We start from the raw sequence: 19,878 nt of genomic DNA on the forward strand, positions 1-19,878 counted from the left end.
GGCGTCGAGCATAGAACCTGGACAACGTTGTCAGATGCGAGAGAGACTGTCCATCACATTCTCCGGCCTGCCCTTTCACCAACAGAGCGGCCTGTCCATCCACCAGGAGATCTGACACTGATGCACACGGACCTCGTCGCCGCACTCGACATCGGCGGCACCAAGATCGCCGGCGCCCTGGTGGACGGGCGCGGCCGGATCCTGCTGCGTGCCCAGCGGCCCACGCCCGCGCGCGAGGACGGCGACACCGTGATGCGGGCGGTCGAAGAGGTTCTCGGCGAGCTCACACGTGCCCCGCTGTGGGGCAGGGCGCGCGCGGTCGGCATCGGCAGCGCGGGCCCGGTGGACGCGTCGGCGGGGACGGTCAGCCCGGTGAACGTCCCCGGCTGGCGCGGCTACCCCTTGGTCGAGCGGGTGCGCGCGGCCACCGGCGGCCTCCCGGTCGAGCTGGTCGGGGACGGCGTGGCGATGACGGCGGCCGAGCACTGGCAGGGCGCAGCCCGAGGGCACGACAACGCGCTGTGCATGGTGGTGTCCACCGGCGTCGGGGGCGGACTGATCCTCGGCGGCAAGCTGCACCCGGGCCCCAGCGGGAACGCGGGCCACATCGGGCACATCAGCGTCGATCTGGACGGCGACCCCTGCCCGTGCGGGGCGCGCGGGTGTGTGGAGCGCATAGCCAGTGGCCCGAACATCGCCCGGCGTGCGCTGGAGGGCGGATGGCGTCCGGGGCCCGACGGGGACACGTCCGCCGCCGCGGTGGCTCTCGCCGCGCGGGCCGGGGACCCGGTCGCCGTCGCCTCCTTCGAGCGGGCGGCGCAGGCGCTTGCCGCGGGCATCGCCGCCACGGCGACGCTCGTGGAGATCGACATCGCCGTGATCGGCGGCGGGGTGGCCAAGGCAGGGAACGTGCTCTTCGACCCGCTGCGCCGGTCCCTCAGGGACTACGCCACGCTTTCGTTCGTACGTCATCTGACCGTGGGCCCGGCCTTGATGGGGACGGACGCCGGCCTCGTGGGGGCCGCGGCGGCCGCGCTCAGCCAGGAGGACAGGGCTGTGGATCTGCGGCCCGCTGTGGGGAGTTGACCTCACGTGGGCCGGGCCGAACGACGTCGGCCCGGCCCACGGTCAACGGTCCACGCCGCTCAGCAGCTGAGGACGGGGTCCGCCCAGTCCGCGTGGTCGGAGTCCGAGCCGTCGCCGCCGTCCGTGACGACGAGGCGTACGACCTGGGCGCCGCTCACGTCGGCCGAAATGCCTTGTGCGGCATCGGCGTTGGTGAGGACGCCGGTGGACGCGGCCTTCTTGCCGTCCGCCCAGATCTCGAAGGCGACCGTGCCCTTCGGGTCCTTCTCGTCGTCGACGCCCACCTGCGCGGTGAACTTCTCGCAGGACGCTCCGGTGTAGTACTCGACGGCGCTGTCGGCATGCACCCCGAGTCCCTTGGCGTGGACGGCCCCGCCGATGGTGATCGGCTGGCCGTCACCCGCCTCGCTCTCGCCGTTGCTGGTGTCCTTCTCGACGGGCCCCCAGCCGTTGGCCGTCGACATCCACGGCAGGTCACTGACCGCCGAGTCGCCCGCGGGCGGCGCCACGACGACATGCGCCGTCAGCGGCAGCACACTCTCGGCGCGGCTGCCCGCGGGGGAGCGGTAGGTGGACCTGAGCGTGAGGTCGTACGCTCCCGGGGCCGTGCCCCGCGGTGCGGTCACCGACCACGACGTACTCAGTGACTTGCCCGTGGCCAGGGAGTTCGCGGTCGAGGGCGACGTCGCCCTGATCTGCCAGCCGGAGGGTCCCGCGAAGGTGGTGGACACCTTCCGCGCGGAGGTACGGCCGAGGTTGGTGACCTTCGACGTCAGCTTCGCGGGCTCACCCGCCTCCACCAACGGGGCGCCGCCCAGGCCGAGTTCGACGGCGGGCGGATTCTTCGCCCACGCTCCGTCGGCCGAGACGCGCAGCAGGACGGTGCCGTGCGCGGGGACGGTCGCGGAGATCTTGCCCGCCGTGTTGTAGCTCTTGTGCTTCCACAGATCCCGCAGCGTGTATCCGTCGGCGTCCGGGAGTCCGACGGCCTTCGCCGACGTGGCGATCGACTGGGCACTGCCTGTCTCGTTGAACAGCGCCACCGCCCGGCTGCCGTCCTTCATCTCCTTGGCGACGACCCAGCGGCCGCCCTCGGACGACAGGACCTCGCCCTGCTTGCCCAGCGGGTCCTGGTCGACGGCGATGACTTCCTTGTTGCCGATGATCTCGAACGTCTCCGGTGTGGCCTTGCGCAGGTCGGAGCCGATGAGCAGCGGCGCGGCCATGATCGACCACATCGAGAAGTGCGTGCGGTACTCGGTGTCCGTCATGCCGCCGTTGCCGACCTCCAGCATGTCGGGGTCGTTCCAGCGGCCGGGGCCCGCCGACTCGGCGAGCGGCAGGTTCTGCTTCATGATCGAGAGCATCGAGGACCAGTTGTCGCTGATGTCGCCGGTGGTGCGCCACAGGTGCCCCACGTCGGCGGCCCACTCCCAGGGCTTGTTCTCGCCCCACTCGCAGATGCTGTAGACGATGGGACGGCCGGTGGCCTTCAGCGCGTCACGCATCGCGATGTACCGCTTCTTGGCGTCAACGCCTTGGTTGTTGCAGTTGTCGTACTTGAGGTAGTCGACGCCCCAGTCGGCGAACTGCCGTGCGTCGCTGACCTCATGGCCGAGTGCCCCGGGGAACCCGATGTCGCTGCAGGTCTTGGTTCCGGCGCTGGTGTAGATGCCGAGCTTGAGTCCCTTGTCGTGCACGTAGTCGGCAACTGCCTTGATCCCGTTGGGGAATCGCTTGGGATCGGGCACCAGCTTGCCGTTCGCGTCCCGTTCGGGCAACGCCCAGCAGTCGTCGAGGTTGACGTACTGGTAGCCGGCCTCCTTGAGGCCCTTCTCGACGAAGATGTCCGCGATTCCCTTGACCATCGCCTCGTCGAAATCGGCCCGGCAGTGGGTGGAGTTCCAGTTGTTGAATCCCATGGGCGGGGTGAGGGCGAGACCGTCGGGGAGCTTCGCCCCGGCGGTGGAGGGCCGTGCGGCCGCGCTCCGTTCGCCCGTGTCACTCGCGCCGCCCGCGCCGTTCGCGCTGCCGGTGTCGCGCGCGGCGGCCGGGGCCGCGAGCCCTGCGGCGCACAGCAGAGCGGCGGCCAGCGATCCGACGACTCTTCGACGTGTGGTCCGGGATGAGATGCGGGGTGAGAGGTGACGCATCGTTACATTCCTCCGTACTCGCAGAAGTTGGGGGCTGCATGTACGTGTCAAAGGTGCGCGCTTACGGTAGGCCGTGTTGGACTCTGTTGGAAGAGGAGCCGTAACGGTTCGAGTATCCGGATGCCTAAACCCTTGACTGTGGGGGCGCTTGGGAGTGGGATCGCAACCCTCGCGTTCGGTTGTGTTCGTTTGCACCCCGAGGAGGGGGACATGGCACAGTCATCGTCCATGGGTCCTGCCACGCCTCGCAGCCTGTCAGGACATCGGATGTCCCGGCGGAACGTCCTGCGCGGTGCGGCCGCCGGAGCCGGAGCGGTCACCCTTCCGGCCCTGCTCACGGCCTGTGGTGAAGGCCCGGGCGGCAACAAGGACGAAGTCACGATGGGGTCCAACTCCTCGGACGCGGTGCCCAAGAAGGCGTTCGCGGCGGCCTTTGACGCCTATGAGAAGAAGTCGGGAAAGACCGTCAAGGTCAACACGACAGAGCACAACGAGTTCCAGCAGAACATCACGCGCTATCTGCAGGGCACGCCGGACGATGTCTTCATGTGGTTCGCGGGGTACCGCATGCAGTACTTCGCCGAGAAGGGCCTGCTGATCGACATCAGCGATGTCTGGAAGGGATTCAACGGCTTCTCGGACGCGCTGCGGGAGCAGTCCACACACGAGGGCAAGCAGTACTTCGTGCCGTATTACTACTACCCATGGGCCGTCTTCCACCGCAAGAGCCTCTTCGCGAAACAGGGCTACGAACAGGCCAGGACCTGGGACGAGTTCATCGCGCTCGCCAAGAAGATGAGCAAGGACGGCATACCGGTCGCCTTCTGCGACAAGGACGGCTGGCCCGCCATGGGCACCTTCGACTACATCAACATGCGCTTGAACGGATACGAGTTCCACAAGAGCCTGATGGCCGGCGAGGAAGCCTGGACCGACCCGAAGGTCAAGAAGGTCTTCGACCTGTGGCGTGAGCTCATGCCGTACTACCAAAAGGGCGCGCTCGGCCGTACCTGGGAAGAGGCGGGCCAGGGACTCCAGCAGCGCAAGACCTCCATGGCCGTCCTCGGAATGCCGCACCCCGGCCAGCAGTTCCCGGCGGACGAACGGGACGACATCGACTTCTTCGCCTTCCCCGAGATCGACCCGGCGCACGGTCAGGACGCCGTGGAAGCGCCGATCGACGGATTCCTGGTGGCGAAGAAATCGAAGAACGTCGAAGGCGCCAAGGAACTCCTGAAGTGGCTCGGAACACCGAAGGCGGAGGACGTCTATCTGGCCGGTGACCCCAACAACGTCGCGGTGAACGACGGCGCCGACACCAGCAAGTACAGCCCGTTGCAGAAGAAATCGGCCGAACTTGTCGCCGGGGCGAAGCAGATCTCCCAGTTCCTCGACCGCGACACCCGGCCCGACTTCGCGCAGACGGTCATGATCAAGGCGCTGCAGGACTTCATCGACAATCCCAAGGATGTCGACGGCCTGGTCAACAGCATCGAACGCCAGAAGAAGGACATCTTCTCCTCGGACGTCAGCTGAGTAGCGAGGGATCGCGCCCGTGCCGCAGAAACTCGTGTCGCAGAAGACCGCGCGGCGCGTCGGACGGCGGGGACCACGGCGCTTCACACGCCGTGACATCGCCGTGCTCGGCGTGCTTCTGGGAATTCCCGTCCTCCTTGACATCTTCATCATCTGGGGCCCCACCCTGGCCTCCGTCGGCCTGTCCTTCACGTCCTGGGACGGCATAGGCGAGATCCAGTGGGTGGGCGGAAAGAACTACGAGAGCCTGGTCGACAACTACCCGGCATTCTGGCCCGCCGTCCGCCACAACCTGCTGTGGATCGCGTTCCTCGGCCTGGTGGCCACGCCCTTCGGCCTGCTTCTCGCGGTGGTCATCGACCGCGGAGTCCGCTTCAGCCGCTTCTACCAGTCCGTGCTCTACATGCCGGTGGTGCTCTCGCTCGCCGTGGTCGGTTTCATGGCCCAGCTGATCCTCGGCACCGACCAAGGCGTGGTCAACACCATCCTCGACAACCGACAGGACCCGATCGACTGGCTCGGGAACTCCGACATCAACCTCTGGATGATGATGCTGGCCGCGAGCTGGAGGCATACGGGCTACGTCATGATCCTCTACCTGGCCGGGCTGAAATCCGTCGACCCCGCCCTCAAAGAGGCCGCGCAGATAGACGGCGCGAACGCCCGCCAGACGTTCTTCCGCATCGTCTTTCCGACCCTGCGCCCCGTGAATGTCATCGTCGGCGTCATCACGGTCATCGAGGCCCTGCGCGCCTTCGACATCGTCTACGCCGTCAACAAGGGCCGCAACGGCCTGGAACTGCTCTCCGTACTCATCACCGACAACATCATCGGCGAGGCGAGCCGCATCGGATTCGGCTCCGCCATAGCGGTCGTACTCCTGACCGTGTCGCTCGGATTCATCGTGACGTTCCTGGTCCAAGAACTGCGAGGTGCGCGCGACCGATGACCGCCGACATCCACACCACGCCGCTCTCCGGCACCTCCGCACCACCGGCCGAAAAGCCCACCGGCCGCAGCCGCCGCCCCGGCCGTTTCGGGGTGCACATATTCCTGATGGCGGTGACACTCGGCTTTCTGACACCCCTGCTCCTGGCCGTCTACGCCTCCCTGCGCCCGTACGAGGAAACAGCGGAGCACGGCTACTTCTCGTTCCCCAAGAGCCTGTCGTTCGACTACTACCGCCAGGCCTACAGCGATTCCGGGATGGGCAAGTACTTCACCAACACCTTGCTCATAGCGGTGCCCGCGGTCCTCGTCACGCTCTTCCTCGCCGCGTTCGTGGCCTTCGCCGTGTCCCGCCTGCGGTTACGCGGCGGGATGGTCCTCCTGATGCTGTTCACGGCGGGAAACCTGCTGCCGCCGCAAGTCCTCGTCACCCCGCTCTACGTCCTCTTCCTGAAGATCCCCCTGCCCTGGTGGATGTCCGATTCCCTCACCCTGTACGACTCGTACTGGGCGATCATCATCGTCAACGTCGGCTTCCAGATCGGCTTCTGTGTCTTCGTGCTCGCGAATTTCATGCGGACGCTGCCGCAGGAAATCCTGGAGGCGGCGATCGTGGACGGCGCGGGGGTGTGGACGCAATTCTGGCGCGTCACTCTTCCCTTGTGCCGCCCCGCGCTCGCGGCGCTGGGCACCCTGGAATTCACCTGGATCTACAACGACTTCCTCTGGGCCCTCATCTTCATCTCCAACCCCGACAAACTCCCGATCACGTCATCCCTGAACAACCTGCGGGGCCAGTTCTTCACCGACTACAACCTCCTGGCGGCGGGCTCGGTCCTGGTGGCGCTCCCCACGGTCCTGGTCTTCCTGCTCCTGCAGCGGCACTTCATCGCGGGACTGACGCTGGGGTCGAGCAAGGGGTGAGGGCGGCCGTCCGCATGATCCGGTCCGTGTCATGGGCCGGTGTTTCCCGCGCCGACCAGCCGGGTTGAGAGGGTCGCGGTGTGGCCACCGACAACCCTCGGCAGACGGAGCGCTCCGCATGAAAGCCCCGAAGCACGCGCGTGACATCCCCGGCCTGTGCTGGGACGAGAGGCCCGGCGACGTCCTGCACTGCACCCTCGGTCAGGACCACGCCGGCGACCACTTCCACGCCTACACCCGAACCAGGTGGCCCAACCGCGCCCGCGTTGCCCGGCCCGCGGCGAAGCCACGGTGAGTGCGCCTTTCACACGGGGTGTGAACGGAATGCATATATGCACCGTGCGCGCTCTCTCCCGCCAACGGCCTTCGCGAGGCAGGCTGTTGATGCTGCCCGGACCCCGCAGCGCCCCCCGAGCCGCTCCCCCCAGCGGCAGTGGAGAGCCCGTCGCCCCCCTGGCGCGGGCTCACCGCTGCCGGAGCGCTTCCTCCAGCGTGGAGACCGGCGACAGCATCGGGTTCAGGCCCGTGAGGCGCAGGACACGGAGTGTCAGGGGATCGGTGCAGACCACGGCGAGGCGGGCGCCTCTCGCCTTCGTGCGACGGCGTGCGCGGACCAACAGGCCGAGGCCGGAGCAGTCGAAGAACGCGATGTGGGTCAGGTCGATGACCACCGTGGTCGCTGTGCCGGCGGTGATGGGATCGAGGAGCGGGGCGATCCGCTGATAGGCCAACAGGTCGACCTCGCCGTGCAGTTCGAAGACGACAGCGCCGTCATGGTCGTACACCCGCGGTTGTTGCTCGGAGTCCTCGAAGGCGAATTCGTTCAGTGCATCGAGTTGCACGGTTCCCCCAGTGTCGGACATCGACCGGATCCTCGCGTGAGCGGAGCGCGTCGGAAGAGCCGGGTTCAGGTCACCAGGGGCTGGGGCGTCTGGCGGATCACGCTAGCGGGGGAGGGCACGCCCCGCAGTGAGGGAACGATTCATACAGGGCGACTGCCACTCGATGAGGTGAAGTGAAAACGAATCGCTTGACACTTTGTGGCGCCTTTCCGTCCAGAGAGCGGCCGCCTCATCAGGTGCTGGTTTCCATGGCAGGGTGTTGCGGGCAAGCCACAGGGGGCCAACAGAAGAGGGGGAACCGTGATCGTCTGGATCAACGGCGCGTTCGGTGCGGGAAAGACCAGCGCCGCACGGGAACTGATCGAGCTGATCCCGAACAGCACACTCTTCGACCCCGAGGTCATCGGCGGCGGACTGCGCGACCTGCTGCCGCCCAAGCGCCTCGCCGAGGTGAGTGACTTCCAGGACCTGGCGCTGTGGCGGCGGCTCGTCGTGGACACGGCGGCGGCTCTGTTCGCCGAGGTCGGTGGCGTCCTCGTGGTGCCGATGACCCTGCTGCGGCAGGACTACCGCGACGAGATCTTCGGCGGGCTCGCCTCGCGCAGGATCGCCGTACGACACGTCGTCCTCGCCCCGGGGGAAACGATCCTGCGCGAACGAATATCGGGGCGTCCCGCCCCGGATCCGCCGGACGGCGAGACGCGCGTACGGCAGTGGTCGTTCGACCACATCGAGCCGTATCGCGCCGCGCTCGCGGGCTGGCTCGGCGCCGACGCCCACCGCATCGACACCGGCGCGCTCACCCCCGTCGAGACCGCCGAGCACATCGCCGAAGCCGTACGCAGCGGGGCCGCGTCCGTCTGCGACATCGTGCAGACCCCCGAGCCCACCGCGGAGACACTCGCGGCCGGCGTGCTGCTCTTCGACGAGCGGGACCGGGTGCTGCTCGTCGACCCGACGTACAAGGCGGGCTGGGAGTTCCCCGGCGGTGTCGTCGAGCCGGGCGAGGCGCCCGCGCGCGCGGGCATGCGCGAGGTGGCCGAGGAGACCGGCATCCAACTCACCGACGCCCCCCGGCTCCTGGTCGCCGACTGGGAGCCGCCAAGACCGCCCGGCTACGGAGGGATGCGGTTCCTCTTCGACGGCGGCAGCCTCGACGGCACGCAGGCGCGGCAGATGCTGCTGCCCGGCCCCGAACTGCGCGACTGCCGCTTCGTCACCGAGGAGGAGGCGGCCCGCCTGCTGCCGTCCGTGCGCTACGAACGGCTGCGCTGGGCCCTGCGCGCCAGGGAGCGCGGGATTCCGCTGTACCTGGAGGCAGGGGTGCCGGTCGGCAGCCGGTGAGGGTCAGCGCGCGGCGTACTTCCGGAGGAAAAGCGCCTCGGCCACCGAGAGCCGCTCCAGCTCCTGGGGCGACACACTCTCGTCGACCGCGTGGATCTGCGCCTCGGGCTCGCTCAGGCCGATCAGCAGGATCTCCGCCCGGGGGTAGAGCGCCCCGAGGGTGTTGCACAGCGGGATCGAGCCGCCCTGGCCCGCGTACTGCATCTCCTCGCCCGGGTACGCCTCGCCCATCGCCTCCGCCATCGCCGCGTACGCCGGGCTCGTGGTGTCCGCGCGGAACGGCTGGCCCTGCCCGATCTGCTCGGTGGTCACCTGCGCGCCCCAGGGGGTGTGCGACTCCAGGTGCGCCTGGAGGAGCTTGGTGGCCTCGGCCGCGTCCACGCCCGGCGGTACCCGCAGGCTGATCAGTGCCCGCGCGGCCGCCTGTACGGACGGGGTCGCGCCGACCACCGGCGGGCAGTCGATGCCGATCACGGTGGCGGCGGGGCGGGACCAGATGCGGTCGGCGACCGTGCCCTTGCCGACCAGACGGACGCCGTCGAGGACCTTGGCGTCCTTGCGGAAGACGTCCTCTTCGTACTGAAGCCCGTCCCACACCTCGTCGCCCGTGAGGCCGTCGACCGTCGTCGAGCCGTCCTCCGCGCGCAGCGAGTCGAGGACTCGCACCAGCGCCGCGAGCGCGTCCGGGGCCGCGCCGCCGAACTGCCCCGAGTGCAGATTGCCCTGAAGAGTGTCGATGCGGACGCGGACGAGGGTCATGCCGCGGAGCGTCGTGGTGACCGTCGGCAGGCCGACCCGGAAGTTGCCCGCGTCGCCGATGACGATCGTGTCGGCCGCAAGGAGATCGGGGTGCTGCTCGGCGTACCGCTCAAGACCGCCCGTGCCCTGCTCCTCGGAACCCTCGGCGATCACCTTGACGGTCACCGGGACGCCGCCGTTCGCCTTCAGGGCGCGCAGCGCGAGCAGGTGCATCAGGATACCGCCCTTGCAGTCGGCGCTGCCGCGCCCGTACCAGCGGCCCGCGCGCTCGGTCAGCTCGAACGGCGGGGAGGTCCACGCCGCCTCGTCGAGCGGCGGCTGCACGTCGTAGTGCGCGTAGAGCAGCACGGTGGGAGCGCCCTCGGGGCCCGGCAGCACGCCGTACACCGACTGCGTGCCGTCCGGGGTGTCGAGCAGGGCCACGTCCTGGAACCCCTCGGCGCGCAGCGCGTCCGCCACCCAGTTCGCGGCGGCCTCGCTCTCGCTCCTGGGGAACTGGTCGAAGTCCGCCACCGACTTGAAGGCCACCAGTTCGGTGAGCTCCGCCTTCGCCTTCGGCATGAGAGCGGCGACGGTCTCGGCGATCGGATTCGGCGACATGGGCACGCTCCTCGTAGGTGCGACGTTGTTACGTATGTGGGTGTGTGATCCTCCCACAGGAGGGTGCCAGAGGTGCCCGCCGTAGGATGCCTTGGAAAGCGCGGCCAACAGCTGGATCGGGAGCGGTAGACCAACGTGAGCAGCGAGAACTCAGCGGACGACGCGCAGTACGTGTGGGACGTCGTCGTGGTGGGAGCAGGGCCCGCGGGGGCGTCGGCGGCCTATGCGGCAGCCGTCGCGGGACGCAGCGTCCTCATCCTGGAGAAGGCCGAACTGCCCCGGTACAAGACATGTGGCGGCGGCATCATCGGCCCCTCCCGTGACGCGCTCCCGCCCGGGTTCGAACTGCCCTTCAGGGACCGGGTGCACGCGGTGACGTTCTCCCTGGACGGCAAGTTCACCCGCACCCGCCGCTCGAAGCAGATGCTCTTCGGGCTGATCAACCGCCCCGAGTTCGACCAGCAACTGGTCGAGCACGCGCAGAAGGCGGGAGCCGAGCTGCGCACCGGCGTCACCGTCGCGCGCGTGGAGCAGCACGGCTCGGCGGTGCCCGACCGCCGGACGGTCGCGGTGGTCCTGCAGGGCGGTGAGGCGGTGCTCGCCCGTGCGGTCGTCGGGGCCGACGGCAGCGCGAGCCGCATAGGAGCACATGTCGGGGTGAAGCTCGACCAGGTGGACCTGGGCCTCGAGGCCGAGATCCCGGTGCCGCAGAGCGTCGCCGAGGACTGGGCGGGCCGGGTCCTCATCGACTGGGGCCCGATGCCGGGCAGTTACGGATGGGTGTTCCCCAAGGGCGACACCCTCACCGTCGGTGTCATCTCCGCGCGCGGCGAAGGCTCGGCCACCAAGCGGTATTTGGAGGACTTCATTGCCCGCCTCGGTCTCGCGGGCTTCGAGCCGAGCATCTCCTCCGGGCATCTGACGCGCTGCCGGAGCGACGACTCGCCTCTGTCGCGCGGCCGGGTCGTGGTGTGCGGTGACGCGGCGGGGCTCCTTGAGCCGTGGACCCGCGAGGGCATTTCCTTCGCGCTGCGCTCGGGTCGGCTCGCGGGGGAGTGGGCGGTGCGGATCGGCGAGGCGCACGACGCGGTCGACGCCCGCCGCCAGGCCCTGAACTACGCCTTCGCCATCAAGGCGGGACTCGGCGTCGAGATGAGCGTCGGGCGGCGCATGCTCACCGTCTTCGAGCGCCGTCCGGGCGCGCTGCACGCGGCGATCACCGGGTTCAGGCCCGCGTGGAACGCGTTCGCGAGGATCACCCGTGGCTCGACGACGCTCGGCGAGCTGGTGCGCAACCACCCGCTCGCGGGCCGGGCGCTGAGCGCGATGGACCGGTAGGCAGGGGGCTCACCTCGGCATGCAGGGGCCTCACTCCGTCATGGTGACGCGGAAGACGGGGTGGTCGTCCGCGGCCGCCACGATCTCCGCGTCCGTGGACTTCGCGGTGACGCCCTTGAAGTACTGGTTGACCTCCCAGCCCCACTTCTCCAGATAGCCGCGCAGCAGCGGAAGCTTCTGGGCGGCGGGGACCTCCTCGACCGTGAACGCGCGCACCTTGCGCCCCACGCGCAGCTCGCCGCCGCCCGCCACCCGCATGTTGCGCACCCACTGCGAGTGCCCACGGGCCGAGACCAGGTACTGGGCGCCTTCGTACGTGAACGGGTTGACCGGGATGCGCTGCATCTGGCCGCTCTTGCGGCCGCGCACGGAGAGCTCGGCCGAGCCGGCCAGGCTGATGCCGCGCCGCGCCAGCCAGCCGATCACGCTGTTGAGCCGCACGGCGAGCGGGCTGCCCTTGAGGTAGTAGGGGGAGCCGGAGTTCGAGCCGGTGCCGTGGGAGGGGGACGTGGACATGGTGACCGCCTGAGTCGGGGGGGCTTCCGAGAGCACTGCTCTCGCTTATGAGCAGTGTGCACGAGATGGGTGCTCCATTTCAAGAGCAGTGCTCTCGAAAATGTGCGGCGTTCTTGGAAGGGAGCGCTGCTCTTGTCTTGGTGCACCGCTCCGGTCTCATGGCACACTGCCTGTATGAGTAGCGCCACCAGCGGGGCCAGGGCCCGCGCCCGAGTAGAAGTCACCGCCGCCATCAAGGACGAGGCGCGCAGACAGCTGGCCGCCGACGGCGCCGCCAAGCTCTCGCTGCGCGCCGTGGCCCGCGAGCTCGGCATGGTCTCCTCCGCCCTCTACCGCTACTTCCCCAGCCGCGACGAACTCCTGACCGCGCTCATCATCGACGCCTACGACTCCCTCGGCGCCGCCAGCGAGGCCGCGCACGCCGGGGTCGCGTCGGCCGAACCCGTGCGGCGCTGGACGGTCGTGTGCGAGGCCGTGCGGTCCTGGGCGCTCGCGCATCCGCATGAGTACGCCCTGATCTACGGCTCGCCCGTCCCCGGTTACAGCGCGCCCGCCTCCACGATCGAAGCCGCCGCGCGCGTCGGGCAGCTGCTCATCGGCATCGTGCGCGACGCCCATCGGAGCCGCGGTGTCGCCGTGCAGCCGCTGCCGGGCGGGCTGCGCACCGAAGCCGAGCGGATGGCGGCCGATCTCGCGCCCGATCTGCCGCCGGCGGTGGTCACGGCGCTGGTCGCGGCGTGGGCCCAGCTGTTTGGGCTCGTGGGCTTCGAAGTGTTCGGACAGTTCAACCGCGTCGTCGAGGACCGCCCGGCGTTCTTCTCGTACGCGTCCGCTCAACTCGCGTACGGTGTCGGGCTGTTGGACCAGAAGCAGAGCTAGAGCTCCGCCCGGCGGGCACGCGCGCTCAGGCCGCCGGCACGGGAGGTGACGTTCGCGAGGTGAGGAGCTCCGGGTCCTGGCGCAGCATCCGCTCGTGCAGGGAGCGCAGCGCGGGGCCCGGGTCCGCGCCCATGGCGTCAGCGATCCGGCGCCGTGCCTCCTCGAAGGCGAGCAGGGCATCCGATGAACGGCCGGTGCGGTACAGGGCGTTCATCAGGAGCTCCACCGTGCGCTCGCGCAGGGGGTGCGCGGCCACGAGCCGGATGAGTTCGTGGACGTACTCGAAGGAGCGGCCGAGTTCGATCTCCCCCGCGATCCTGGCCTCCACGACGGTGAGCCGCTTCTCGCGCCACCGGAGCCGTTCCGCTGCCAGGTACGGGGCATTGAGGCCCTCCGCGAATTCGCCGCGCCACAACGTTTCGGCCCGGTCGACGAGTTCGCCCGCGTACCGCAACTGCCCGGCGCCACGCGCGGCGAGCGCCGCGTCGATCAACTGGCGCCGCTCCCGCAGGTCGTCGGCCGCCGCGCCGGAGAGGCGGTAGCCGCTGCCGGTCCACGCAAGGATCGGGCCCGCCGCGTTCGCAGCCCCGGCCCCACTCGCGAAGGCCCGTCGCAGCCCCGAGACGTACTTCTGCACCAGGTTGCGCACATGGGCGGGCGGTTCGTCGCCCCACACCGCGTCGACCAGGCCCTCGTACGAGATCGGGTGTCCGTCCTGCAACAGCAGTACGGCGAGCACCGCCCGCTGCTTCGGCGGCCCCAGTGGCACCTCTTCGCCGCTGCGCACCGCCCGCAGCGGACCCAGAAGTTCGAAGCGCATCCCCTCACCGACCATATGCCGAGGGTAACCCGGCGCCCACCTTCCAGTGGATCTTCCAGCGGCCCTTCCAGCGGTGACCGCGACCGTGACGGCACCGGATCGATCCCGCACGGGGATCGCGGGAGAGAGGCAGACAGCGATGCTGACCCGGCTCGGCCGTTTCGTGGTGCGGCGCAGCCGCGCCGTACTGATCGGCGTGGTATTGGCCTTCCTCGGCCTCGGCGCCTACGGAGCCGGCGCCCAGGCCGACCTCGACCTTGCGCGCTGGGACGCGCCGGGCACCGAATCCGTGCGCGCGGCGGACATCCTCCGGCAGGAGTACGGCACGGGCAACCCCAACCTCGCGCTCCTCGTCACCGCCCGCGACGGCGACGTCGACTCACCGCGTACGACCACTGCTGCCCGCCAACTGGCCGCCGAGGTACGGGACGTCCCCGGCGTCACGGATGTCAGCGCGTACTGGGATGGCAGAAGCCGGGCGCTGCGCGCCTCCGACGGCGAAAGCGCCCTGATCCTCACCCGCCTGGAGGGCAACGCCACCGACACCCGCGAGCAGCTCGCCACGCTCTCGCCCCAACTCGCCCGCACCACAGCCGATCTGACGGTCTCCGTCGGCGGTCAGGAGGAGATCTCCCGGCAGGTCGGCGAGCAGGCCCGCACCGACTTCCTGCGCGCCGAGATGTTCGCCCTGCCCGCCGTCGTGCTCCTGCTGATCCTCGTCTACCGGCGCACGGTGGCGGCCCTGCTCACCGTCGGCGTCGGGCTGCTCTCGGTCGTCGGCACACTCGCCGGGCTCCGGGCGATCGCGCAGGTCACCGAGGTGTCGACGTTCGCCGCGAATCTCGCCCTCGTCCTCGGTCTCGGGCTCGGCATCGACTACGGCCTCTTCGTCATCAACCGCTACCGCGAGGAACGGAACGCGGGGCACGCGCAGCCGGAAGCCGTGGTCCGCGCGACCGCCGCCGCCGGTCGCACCGTGATCTTCAGCGGGGTCACCGTGGCGGTCTCGCTCTGCGCGCTTCTGGTGTTCCCGTTCTTCTTCCTGAGCTCCTTCGCGTACGCGGGGGTCCTCGTCGTCGTCACCGCGGTGGCCGGAGCGCTCCTGCTGCTGCCCGCCGCGCTCGCCCGCTGGGGCCACCGCGTGGAGCGCCCGCGGCGCGCGGCGGCGAGCGGGTTCTGGCATCGGGTCGCACGCGCCGCGATGCGCCGCCCGATCGCCGCGGGCGCGGTGGTGATCGGGGTCCTGCTGCTCGTCGCGTCACCGCTGCTCGGCCTGCGGTTCGGGCTGCCGGACGAGCGCACGCTGCCCGCGGGTACCTCGTCCCGTACCACCTCCGAGACCATCCACGAGGAGTTCCCCGCCGAGCCGACCGACACCGTCCAGGTCGTGCTCCGGGAGACGCCGAGCGCCCAGGACACACGGCGATACGCCGCCGAACTCTCCCGCATTCAGGGCGTGTTCCAGGTCGACGCCCCCACCGGCAGCTACCAGGACGGCCGCCGTACGGGGCCTTCCACGGTCACCACTGGACCGGACGGCGCCCGTATTGCCGTCATCCCGTCCCAGGCGGCGATGTACGGCGATGTACCCGCCTTCGTCCACGCCGTCCGCGACACCCCGGCCCCCGCGTCCGCCCTGGTCGGCGGCTACCCGGCCGAGACCACCGATTTCCGTGCCACCCTCCTGGACCGCCTCCCGTACGCCGTCGGCCTGATCCTCGTCGCCACCTTCGCCATCCTCTTCCTGATGACCGGCAGCCTCCTCCTGCCCGCCAAAGCCACTGTGCTCAATCTGCTGAGCCTGTCGGTGATGTTCGGATGTCTGGTGTGGGTCTTCCAGGAGGGCAACCTGTCGGGGCCGCTCGGTTTCACGCCCACCGGGTCGATCGAGCCGAGCATCCCGGTGCTGATGTTCTGCGTCGCCTACGGACTGTCGATGGACTACGAGGTGTTCATGCTGGCCCGGATCAAGGAGGAGTACGAGCGGGTCGGCGACACGGAACAGGCGGTGGCCACCGGGATCGGGCAGAGCGCCCCGCTGATCACCGCGGCGGCCGCGATCCTCGCACTGTCGTTCCTCACGTACGCGACCGGAGGCGTCGTCTTCCTCAAGGAACTCGGCGTCGGCACCGCTCTGACGATCCTCGTGGACGCCACCCTCATCCGCGCCGTCCTGCTGCCCGTCGCCATGCGCCTCGCGGGCCGCGCCAACTGGTGGGCGCCGGGTCCGCTGCGCCGGCTGCACCGGCGCCTCGGCCTGCACGAAGGCGCCGAGGGGGACACGGAGAGCGGCAAGGCCCCCGACGTACTCCCGCGGGAGTATGCGTGATCGCCACGTCCGGCTGACGCCCGCCGCCCGCCGCGCGGTCTAGCGTGGCCGACATGGATGAGCAGCGCGAACACGGGCGCCGCCGTCCGCCCCTGCCCTGGGGCGGACCGGCGATGTGGCGGCAGGGGCCGCCCTGGTGGAACCGGCGCGGCGAGACAGGCGAGACAGGCGAGACCGGGGGCGCCGGCAGGCTTCCGTGGCTGACGACACTGGCGATCACCGTGTTCGTGCAAGTCGGCTCCAAGTACGCCACGGAGGGCCAGCTCGACGACCGGGAAGCGCTCGACACTTACGCCCGGCTGCTCCTGCTGGCGGGCACGGCCTCGCTCCTGCTCCGCCACCGCTACCCGATCCCGGTCGCGTACTTCACGGCCGGGACCGCGCTCGTCTACCTCGGGGCCGGGTACGCGTACGGCCCGGTCCTGATCACCGTCGCCGTCGGCTGCTTCGCCGCGGTGGTCGCGGGGCACCGGCGCGCCGCGTGGGGGGCCGTCGCGATGCTGTGGGCAGGGCATCTGCTGGTCGCGCACTGGCTCTATCGATGGCTGCCGCCGGACGGCGTCGGACAGCGGACCTGGGGCCAGGAAACCGTCGTCGCCGTCTGGGTCGTCGCCATCATCGCCGTGTCCGAGCTGGCCCGCGTACGGCGTGAGCAGTGGATGAGGGAGCGTGCGGAGCGCGCGCAGGCCGCCGAGCGGCGGGCCGACGAGGAGCGGCTGCGCATGGCCCGCGAGCTGCACGACGTCCTCGCGCACAGCATCTCCGTGATCAACGTCCAGGCGGGCGTCGGCCTCGCGTTGCTCGACTCCGACCCCGAGCAGGCGCGCACCGCCCTGACCACCATCAAGGCCGCGAGCAAGGAGGCGCTGGGGGAGGTCCGGCAGGTCCTGGACACCCTTCGCGCCCCCGGTGACGCGCCGCGCGCCCCTGCTCCCGGGCTCGACCGGCTGCCCGAGCTCGTCGAACAGGCCGCCGCTACGGGGCTCACGGTCGACGTCGACACGGAAGGCACCGCGAGGAAGCCGGCACCCGGCGTCGACCTCGCCGCCTTCCGCATCATCCAGGAGGCCCTCACGAACGTCGTACGCCACTCGGGATCGCGGCACGCGCGCGTGCTCGTGCGGTACGAGGCGGCGGCGCTCACCCTCAGGGTGGACGACGACGGCCCCGCCACCGGCGCGGACGCGGGCGGCAGCGGCAACGGACTCGCGGGGATGCGGGAGCGCGCCGCCGCCCTGAATGGCACGATCGAGGCGGGCGCGCGCCCGGACGGGGGCTTCCGCGTCACCGCCGTACTGCCCACCCGCACGGCACTTCAGGAGGACCAGTGATCCGCGTACTGCTCGCCGACGACCAGTCACTGGTCAGGGCCGGTTTCAAGGCGCTGCTCGACGCCCAGCGTGACATCGAGGTGGCCGGGGAGGCCGCGGACGGTGAGGAAGCCGTGCGCATGGTGCGTGAACTGCGCCCCGATGTCGTCCTGATGGACATCCGTATGCCGCTGCTCGACGGGCTCGCCGCGACCCGGATGATCACCGACGAGCCGGACCTGCACGAGGTCAAGGTGGTCATGCTGACCACCTTCGAGCTGGACGAGTACGTCTTCGAGGCGATCCGCTCCGGAGCATCGGGCTTCCTCGTCAAGGACACCGAGCCCGAGGAACTGCTGCGTGCCGTCCGCGCGGTGGTCGACGGCGATGCGTTGCTCTCGCCCGGTGTGACGCGCCGCCTCATCGCCGAGTTCGCGGCCCGCTCCAAGGAACCCGCGGGCGCCGAGCCGCTCGGTGAACTCACCGAGCGGGAGCGGGAGGTGATGGCGCTGGTCGGCATCGGCCTGTCGAACGAGGAGATCGCCCGCCGTCTGGTCGTCAGCCCGCTCACCGCGAAGACACACGTCAGCAGGACCATGGTGAAACTCGGCGCCCGTGACCGTGCCCAACTGGTCGTCCTGGCCTACGAGTCGGGTCTGGTCCGACCCGGCTGGCTCGGCTGACGCGTCTCGCGCCGGTGGCGTACGAGGATCGTCACCAGGACCGCGACGAAGACGACGGCCCCCGCGATGAGACCGGCCCGGACCAGGGCGCCCTCGCTGGGTGATGTCACGCCGAAGAAGAACGCCGGTGAGGCCACGGCCAGGCTCGTGAAGCCCGCGAAGGAGGTCGCGGCGAAGAGCGCGAAGCCGATCTCGACGGTGTCGGCGTCGCGCTCGGCCTGCGTTCTTCGCCCCATCCTCCGAGTGTGCGGTGCGAGCTCCCGGCGGGCAAGCAACTGCGCGCCGGGAGCGTTTCGTTGACCGCATGAGCGGTCAGTCGTTGACGGCCACCGGCTCCTTCTCCACAGCCGCGGGGGCCGACTTCGTGACGACGACCGTCTGCCGCGTACGCCTGGTCCGGGTCCGCACCCCGGTGAGGGTGATCAGCAGTCCCGCGACCGCGATCGCCGTGACCACGACCAGGCCGGGCCGGTAGCTGTCGAGCACGGCCTGCGGAGAGGCGTCGGCGCCGTGCGAGGAAGCGGTGATCACGGCCGTGACGACGGCGAGGAAGATCGCGCCGCCCACCTGGATCGAGGTGTTCAGAAGGCCCGACACCATGCCCTGCTCGTCGTCGTCCACGCCGTTGGTGGCCTGGATGTTGAGCGAGGGGAAGACCAGGGCGCACGCGAAGCCGAGCAGGATCATGGACGGCAACACCATGGACGCGTACGACGGGGTGAGGCTGACGCGCAGGAACAGCACGTACGAGGCGACGAGCAGGACGAAGCCCGCCACGATCACCCGCGGTGTGCCGAACCGGTCGATCACCGAGCCGACCTTCGTCGACGACAGGGCGACCAGGGCGCCCGCGGGCAGGAAGGCGAGCGCGGTCTCCAGGGCGGACCAGCCGAGCAGCGTTTGGAAGTACTGCGTGGCCAGGAACTGGAAGGAGACGTAACCGCCGAAGAACGTCATCGCGCCGATCTGCGCCCGGAGTTGAGGTCCCGAACGCAGGACGCCGAGACGGATCAACGGGCTCGGGCTGCGCAGTTCGATGCGTATGAAGACGGTGAGCAGCACGGCCGCGGCCAGGAACGACAGGAGGGTGCGGGCCGAAGCCCAGCCGGCCTCCGGTGCCTCGACGACGGTGAAGACGAGCAGCAGCATCGCCGCCGTGCCGGTGACGGCGCCCGGCACGTCGTAGCCGCCGACGTTCTTCTCGCGGGCGCTGCGCGGGATCAGCTTGAGTCCGGCGATCAGCGCGATCACGGCGATGGGCGCGGGCAGCAGCATCGTCAGGCGCCAGCTGGCCTCGGTGAGCAGACCGGAGAGGACAAGGCCCATGGAGAAGCCGGTGGCCGCGCAGGTGGTGTAGATGGTGAGCGCGCGGTTGCGGAGCGGGCCCTCGGCGAACGTCGTGGTGATGATGGAAAGCCCCGCGGGCGCGGTGAACGCCGCGCTCAGGCCCTTGATGAAGCGGCTCGCGATCAGCAGCGGGCCCGAGTCGACGAACCCGCCGAGCAGTGAGGCGAGCGCGAAGACGGCGAGGGCGATGAGGAAGACGCGGCGCCGCCCCAGCAGGTCGGCCGCCCTTCCGCCGAGCAGCAGGAGGCCGCCGTAACCGAGGATGTAGCCGCTGACGACCCACTGGAGGGTCGAGGTGGAGAGGTTCAGTTCGGAGCCGATGGAGGGCAGGGCGACGCCGACCATCGATACGTCGAGCGCGTCGAGGAACATCGCGGCGCAGAGCACGAGAAGAGTGCCCCACAGACGTGGGGACCAGCGCTCCGGGGACGCGGAGGCAGCTGTGAGCGGAGAAGTCATGCGGA

General features: G+C 69.9%; 18 protein-coding genes. 11 read left to right on the plus strand and 7 right to left on the minus strand.

What is annotated here, in order from left to right:
* The first annotated feature begins 120 nt into the window (after positions 1–120).
* Positions 121–1,086: an ROK family protein gene (locus ACIBCK_RS07530; RefSeq protein ID WP_399387665.1), complete on the plus strand. Its 966-nt coding sequence runs from the start codon at positions 121–123 to the stop codon at positions 1,084–1,086.
* Positions 1,087–1,145: 59 nt separating this feature from the next.
* Here the strand turns inward: ACIBCK_RS07530 and ACIBCK_RS07535 are convergent, their stop codons facing one another.
* Complete coding sequence (locus ACIBCK_RS07535; protein WP_399387667.1) at positions 1,146–3,239, minus strand: NPCBM/NEW2 domain-containing protein; 2,094 nt, start codon at positions 3,237–3,239, stop codon at positions 1,146–1,148.
* 267 nt (positions 3,240–3,506) lie between these two features.
* Here ACIBCK_RS07535 and ACIBCK_RS07540 point away from each other — a divergent pair, with 267 nt between their 5' ends.
* From ACIBCK_RS07540 to ACIBCK_RS07555, 4 genes are all read left to right on the plus strand, one after another.
* On the plus strand, positions 3,507–4,775 hold the full coding sequence (locus tag ACIBCK_RS07540; protein ID WP_399388870.1) for an ABC transporter substrate-binding protein: 1,269 nt from the start codon (positions 3,507–3,509) through the stop codon (positions 4,773–4,775).
* 19 nt (positions 4,776–4,794) lie between these two features.
* Positions 4,795–5,724 carry a carbohydrate ABC transporter permease gene (locus ACIBCK_RS07545; RefSeq protein ID WP_399387669.1) on the plus strand — a complete coding sequence of 310 codons (930 nt, stop codon included), beginning with the start codon at positions 4,795–4,797 and terminating at the stop codon, positions 5,722–5,724.
* Positions 5,721–6,647: a carbohydrate ABC transporter permease gene (locus ACIBCK_RS07550; protein WP_399387670.1), complete on the plus strand. Its 927-nt coding sequence runs from the start codon at positions 5,721–5,723 to the stop codon at positions 6,645–6,647. Before ACIBCK_RS07545 ends, ACIBCK_RS07550 begins: the two co-directional genes overlap by 4 nt.
* Before the next feature lie 118 nt (positions 6,648–6,765).
* Complete coding sequence (locus ACIBCK_RS07555) at positions 6,766–6,942, plus strand: hypothetical protein (RefSeq protein WP_399387671.1); 177 nt, start codon at positions 6,766–6,768, stop codon at positions 6,940–6,942.
* Between the two features lie 169 nt (positions 6,943–7,111).
* Here the strand turns inward: ACIBCK_RS07555 and ACIBCK_RS07560 are convergent, their stop codons facing one another.
* On the minus strand, positions 7,112–7,510 hold the full coding sequence (locus ACIBCK_RS07560; RefSeq protein ID WP_399387672.1) for an STAS domain-containing protein: 399 nt from the start codon (positions 7,508–7,510) through the stop codon (positions 7,112–7,114).
* A 279-nt stretch (positions 7,511–7,789) separates the two neighbouring features.
* Here ACIBCK_RS07560 and ACIBCK_RS07565 point away from each other — a divergent pair, with 279 nt between their 5' ends.
* On the plus strand, positions 7,790–8,833 hold the full coding sequence (locus ACIBCK_RS07565) for an NUDIX domain-containing protein (RefSeq protein WP_399387674.1): 1,044 nt from the start codon (positions 7,790–7,792) through the stop codon (positions 8,831–8,833).
* A gap of 3 nt (positions 8,834–8,836) precedes the next feature.
* Here the strand turns inward: ACIBCK_RS07565 and ACIBCK_RS07570 are convergent, their stop codons facing one another.
* On the minus strand, positions 8,837–10,192 hold the full coding sequence (locus ACIBCK_RS07570) for a dipeptidase (RefSeq protein WP_399387676.1): 1,356 nt from the start codon (positions 10,190–10,192) through the stop codon (positions 8,837–8,839).
* A gap of 135 nt (positions 10,193–10,327) precedes the next feature.
* Here ACIBCK_RS07570 and ACIBCK_RS07575 point away from each other — a divergent pair, with 135 nt between their 5' ends.
* Positions 10,328–11,530: a geranylgeranyl reductase family protein gene (locus ACIBCK_RS07575; protein WP_399387678.1), complete on the plus strand. Its 1,203-nt coding sequence runs from the start codon at positions 10,328–10,330 to the stop codon at positions 11,528–11,530.
* Positions 11,531–11,560: 30 nt separating this feature from the next.
* On the opposite strand, the gene ACIBCK_RS07580 is transcribed toward ACIBCK_RS07575, so the two are convergent.
* Positions 11,561–12,046, minus strand: a complete 486-nt coding sequence (locus tag ACIBCK_RS07580; protein ID WP_399387680.1) for a nitroreductase/quinone reductase family protein — start codon at positions 12,044–12,046, stop codon at positions 11,561–11,563.
* A 174-nt stretch (positions 12,047–12,220) separates the two neighbouring features.
* On the opposite strand from ACIBCK_RS07580, the gene ACIBCK_RS07585 reads away from it, so the two are divergent.
* The gene (locus ACIBCK_RS07585) at positions 12,221–12,925 is read left to right on the plus strand and encodes a TetR/AcrR family transcriptional regulator (RefSeq protein WP_399387682.1); all 705 of its coding nucleotides are present in this window, start codon (positions 12,221–12,223) and stop codon (positions 12,923–12,925) included.
* Between the two features lie 25 nt (positions 12,926–12,950).
* On the opposite strand, the gene ACIBCK_RS07590 is transcribed toward ACIBCK_RS07585, so the two are convergent.
* On the minus strand, positions 12,951–13,760 hold the full coding sequence (locus ACIBCK_RS07590; RefSeq protein ID WP_399387684.1) for a BTAD domain-containing putative transcriptional regulator: 810 nt from the start codon (positions 13,758–13,760) through the stop codon (positions 12,951–12,953).
* A gap of 124 nt (positions 13,761–13,884) precedes the next feature.
* Here ACIBCK_RS07590 and ACIBCK_RS07595 point away from each other — a divergent pair, with 124 nt between their 5' ends.
* From ACIBCK_RS07595 to ACIBCK_RS07605, 3 genes are read left to right on the plus strand one after another with little or no spacing between them, the layout of a single operon-like run.
* A complete protein-coding gene (locus ACIBCK_RS07595; protein WP_399387686.1) occupies positions 13,885–16,074 on the plus strand; it encodes an MMPL family transporter in 2,190 nt (729 codons plus the stop codon).
* Between the two features lie 53 nt (positions 16,075–16,127).
* The gene (locus ACIBCK_RS07600; RefSeq protein ID WP_399387688.1) at positions 16,128–17,405 is read left to right on the plus strand and encodes a sensor histidine kinase; all 1,278 of its coding nucleotides are present in this window, start codon (positions 16,128–16,130) and stop codon (positions 17,403–17,405) included.
* A complete protein-coding gene (locus ACIBCK_RS07605) occupies positions 17,402–18,067 on the plus strand; it encodes a response regulator (RefSeq protein ID WP_399387690.1) in 666 nt (221 codons plus the stop codon). The genes ACIBCK_RS07600 and ACIBCK_RS07605 overlap by 4 nt, the downstream gene beginning before the upstream one ends.
* Here the strand turns inward: ACIBCK_RS07605 and ACIBCK_RS07610 are convergent.
* Both ACIBCK_RS07610 and ACIBCK_RS07615 read right to left on the minus strand, forming a co-directional pair.
* Positions 18,028–18,303: a DUF6332 family protein gene (locus tag ACIBCK_RS07610; protein ID WP_399387692.1), complete on the minus strand. Its 276-nt coding sequence runs from the start codon at positions 18,301–18,303 to the stop codon at positions 18,028–18,030. The genes ACIBCK_RS07605 and ACIBCK_RS07610 overlap by 40 nt on opposite strands.
* A gap of 76 nt (positions 18,304–18,379) precedes the next feature.
* Positions 18,380–19,873: an MFS transporter gene (locus ACIBCK_RS07615; RefSeq protein ID WP_399387694.1), complete on the minus strand. Its 1,494-nt coding sequence runs from the start codon at positions 19,871–19,873 to the stop codon at positions 18,380–18,382.
* Positions 19,874–19,878: the final 5 nt, after the last annotated feature.

Origin of the sequence: Streptomyces sp. NPDC051218 (assembly GCF_044455475.1) — a bacterium.
Lineage (GTDB): Bacteria > Actinomycetota > Actinomycetes > Streptomycetales > Streptomycetaceae > Streptomyces.

What these genes read in the sequence shown, in the direction of transcription:
- ACIBCK_RS07560 (WP_399387672.1), bottom strand. Translation starts at nt 7,510, where the DNA reads ATGTCCGACACTGGGGGAACCGTGCAACTCGATGCACTGAACGAATTC.
- ACIBCK_RS07535 (WP_399387667.1), bottom strand. Translation starts at nt 3,239, where the DNA reads ATGCGTCACCTCTCACCCCGCATCTCATCCCGGACCACACGTCGAAGA.
- ACIBCK_RS07540 (WP_399388870.1), top strand. Translation starts at nt 3,507, where the DNA reads ATGTCCCGGCGGAACGTCCTGCGCGGTGCGGCCGCCGGAGCCGGAGCG.
- ACIBCK_RS07600 (WP_399387688.1), top strand. Translation starts at nt 16,128, where the DNA reads ATGGATGAGCAGCGCGAACACGGGCGCCGCCGTCCGCCCCTGCCCTGG.
- ACIBCK_RS07570 (WP_399387676.1), bottom strand. Translation starts at nt 10,192, where the DNA reads ATGTCGCCGAATCCGATCGCCGAGACCGTCGCCGCTCTCATGCCGAAG.
- ACIBCK_RS07610 (WP_399387692.1), bottom strand. Translation starts at nt 18,303, where the DNA reads ATGGGGCGAAGAACGCAGGCCGAGCGCGACGCCGACACCGTCGAGATC.
- ACIBCK_RS07590 (WP_399387684.1), bottom strand. Translation starts at nt 13,760, where the DNA reads ATGGTCGGTGAGGGGATGCGCTTCGAACTTCTGGGTCCGCTGCGGGCG.
- ACIBCK_RS07595 (WP_399387686.1), top strand. Translation starts at nt 13,885, where the DNA reads ATGCTGACCCGGCTCGGCCGTTTCGTGGTGCGGCGCAGCCGCGCCGTA.
- ACIBCK_RS07615 (WP_399387694.1), bottom strand. Translation starts at nt 19,873, where the DNA reads ATGACTTCTCCGCTCACAGCTGCCTCCGCGTCCCCGGAGCGCTGGTCC.
- ACIBCK_RS07530 (WP_399387665.1), top strand. Translation starts at nt 121, where the DNA reads ATGCACACGGACCTCGTCGCCGCACTCGACATCGGCGGCACCAAGATC.
- ACIBCK_RS07580 (WP_399387680.1), bottom strand. Translation starts at nt 12,046, where the DNA reads ATGTCCACGTCCCCCTCCCACGGCACCGGCTCGAACTCCGGCTCCCCC.
- ACIBCK_RS07555 (WP_399387671.1), top strand. Translation starts at nt 6,766, where the DNA reads ATGAAAGCCCCGAAGCACGCGCGTGACATCCCCGGCCTGTGCTGGGAC.
- ACIBCK_RS07550 (WP_399387670.1), top strand. Translation starts at nt 5,721, where the DNA reads ATGACCGCCGACATCCACACCACGCCGCTCTCCGGCACCTCCGCACCA.
- ACIBCK_RS07585 (WP_399387682.1), top strand. Translation starts at nt 12,221, where the DNA reads ATGAGTAGCGCCACCAGCGGGGCCAGGGCCCGCGCCCGAGTAGAAGTC.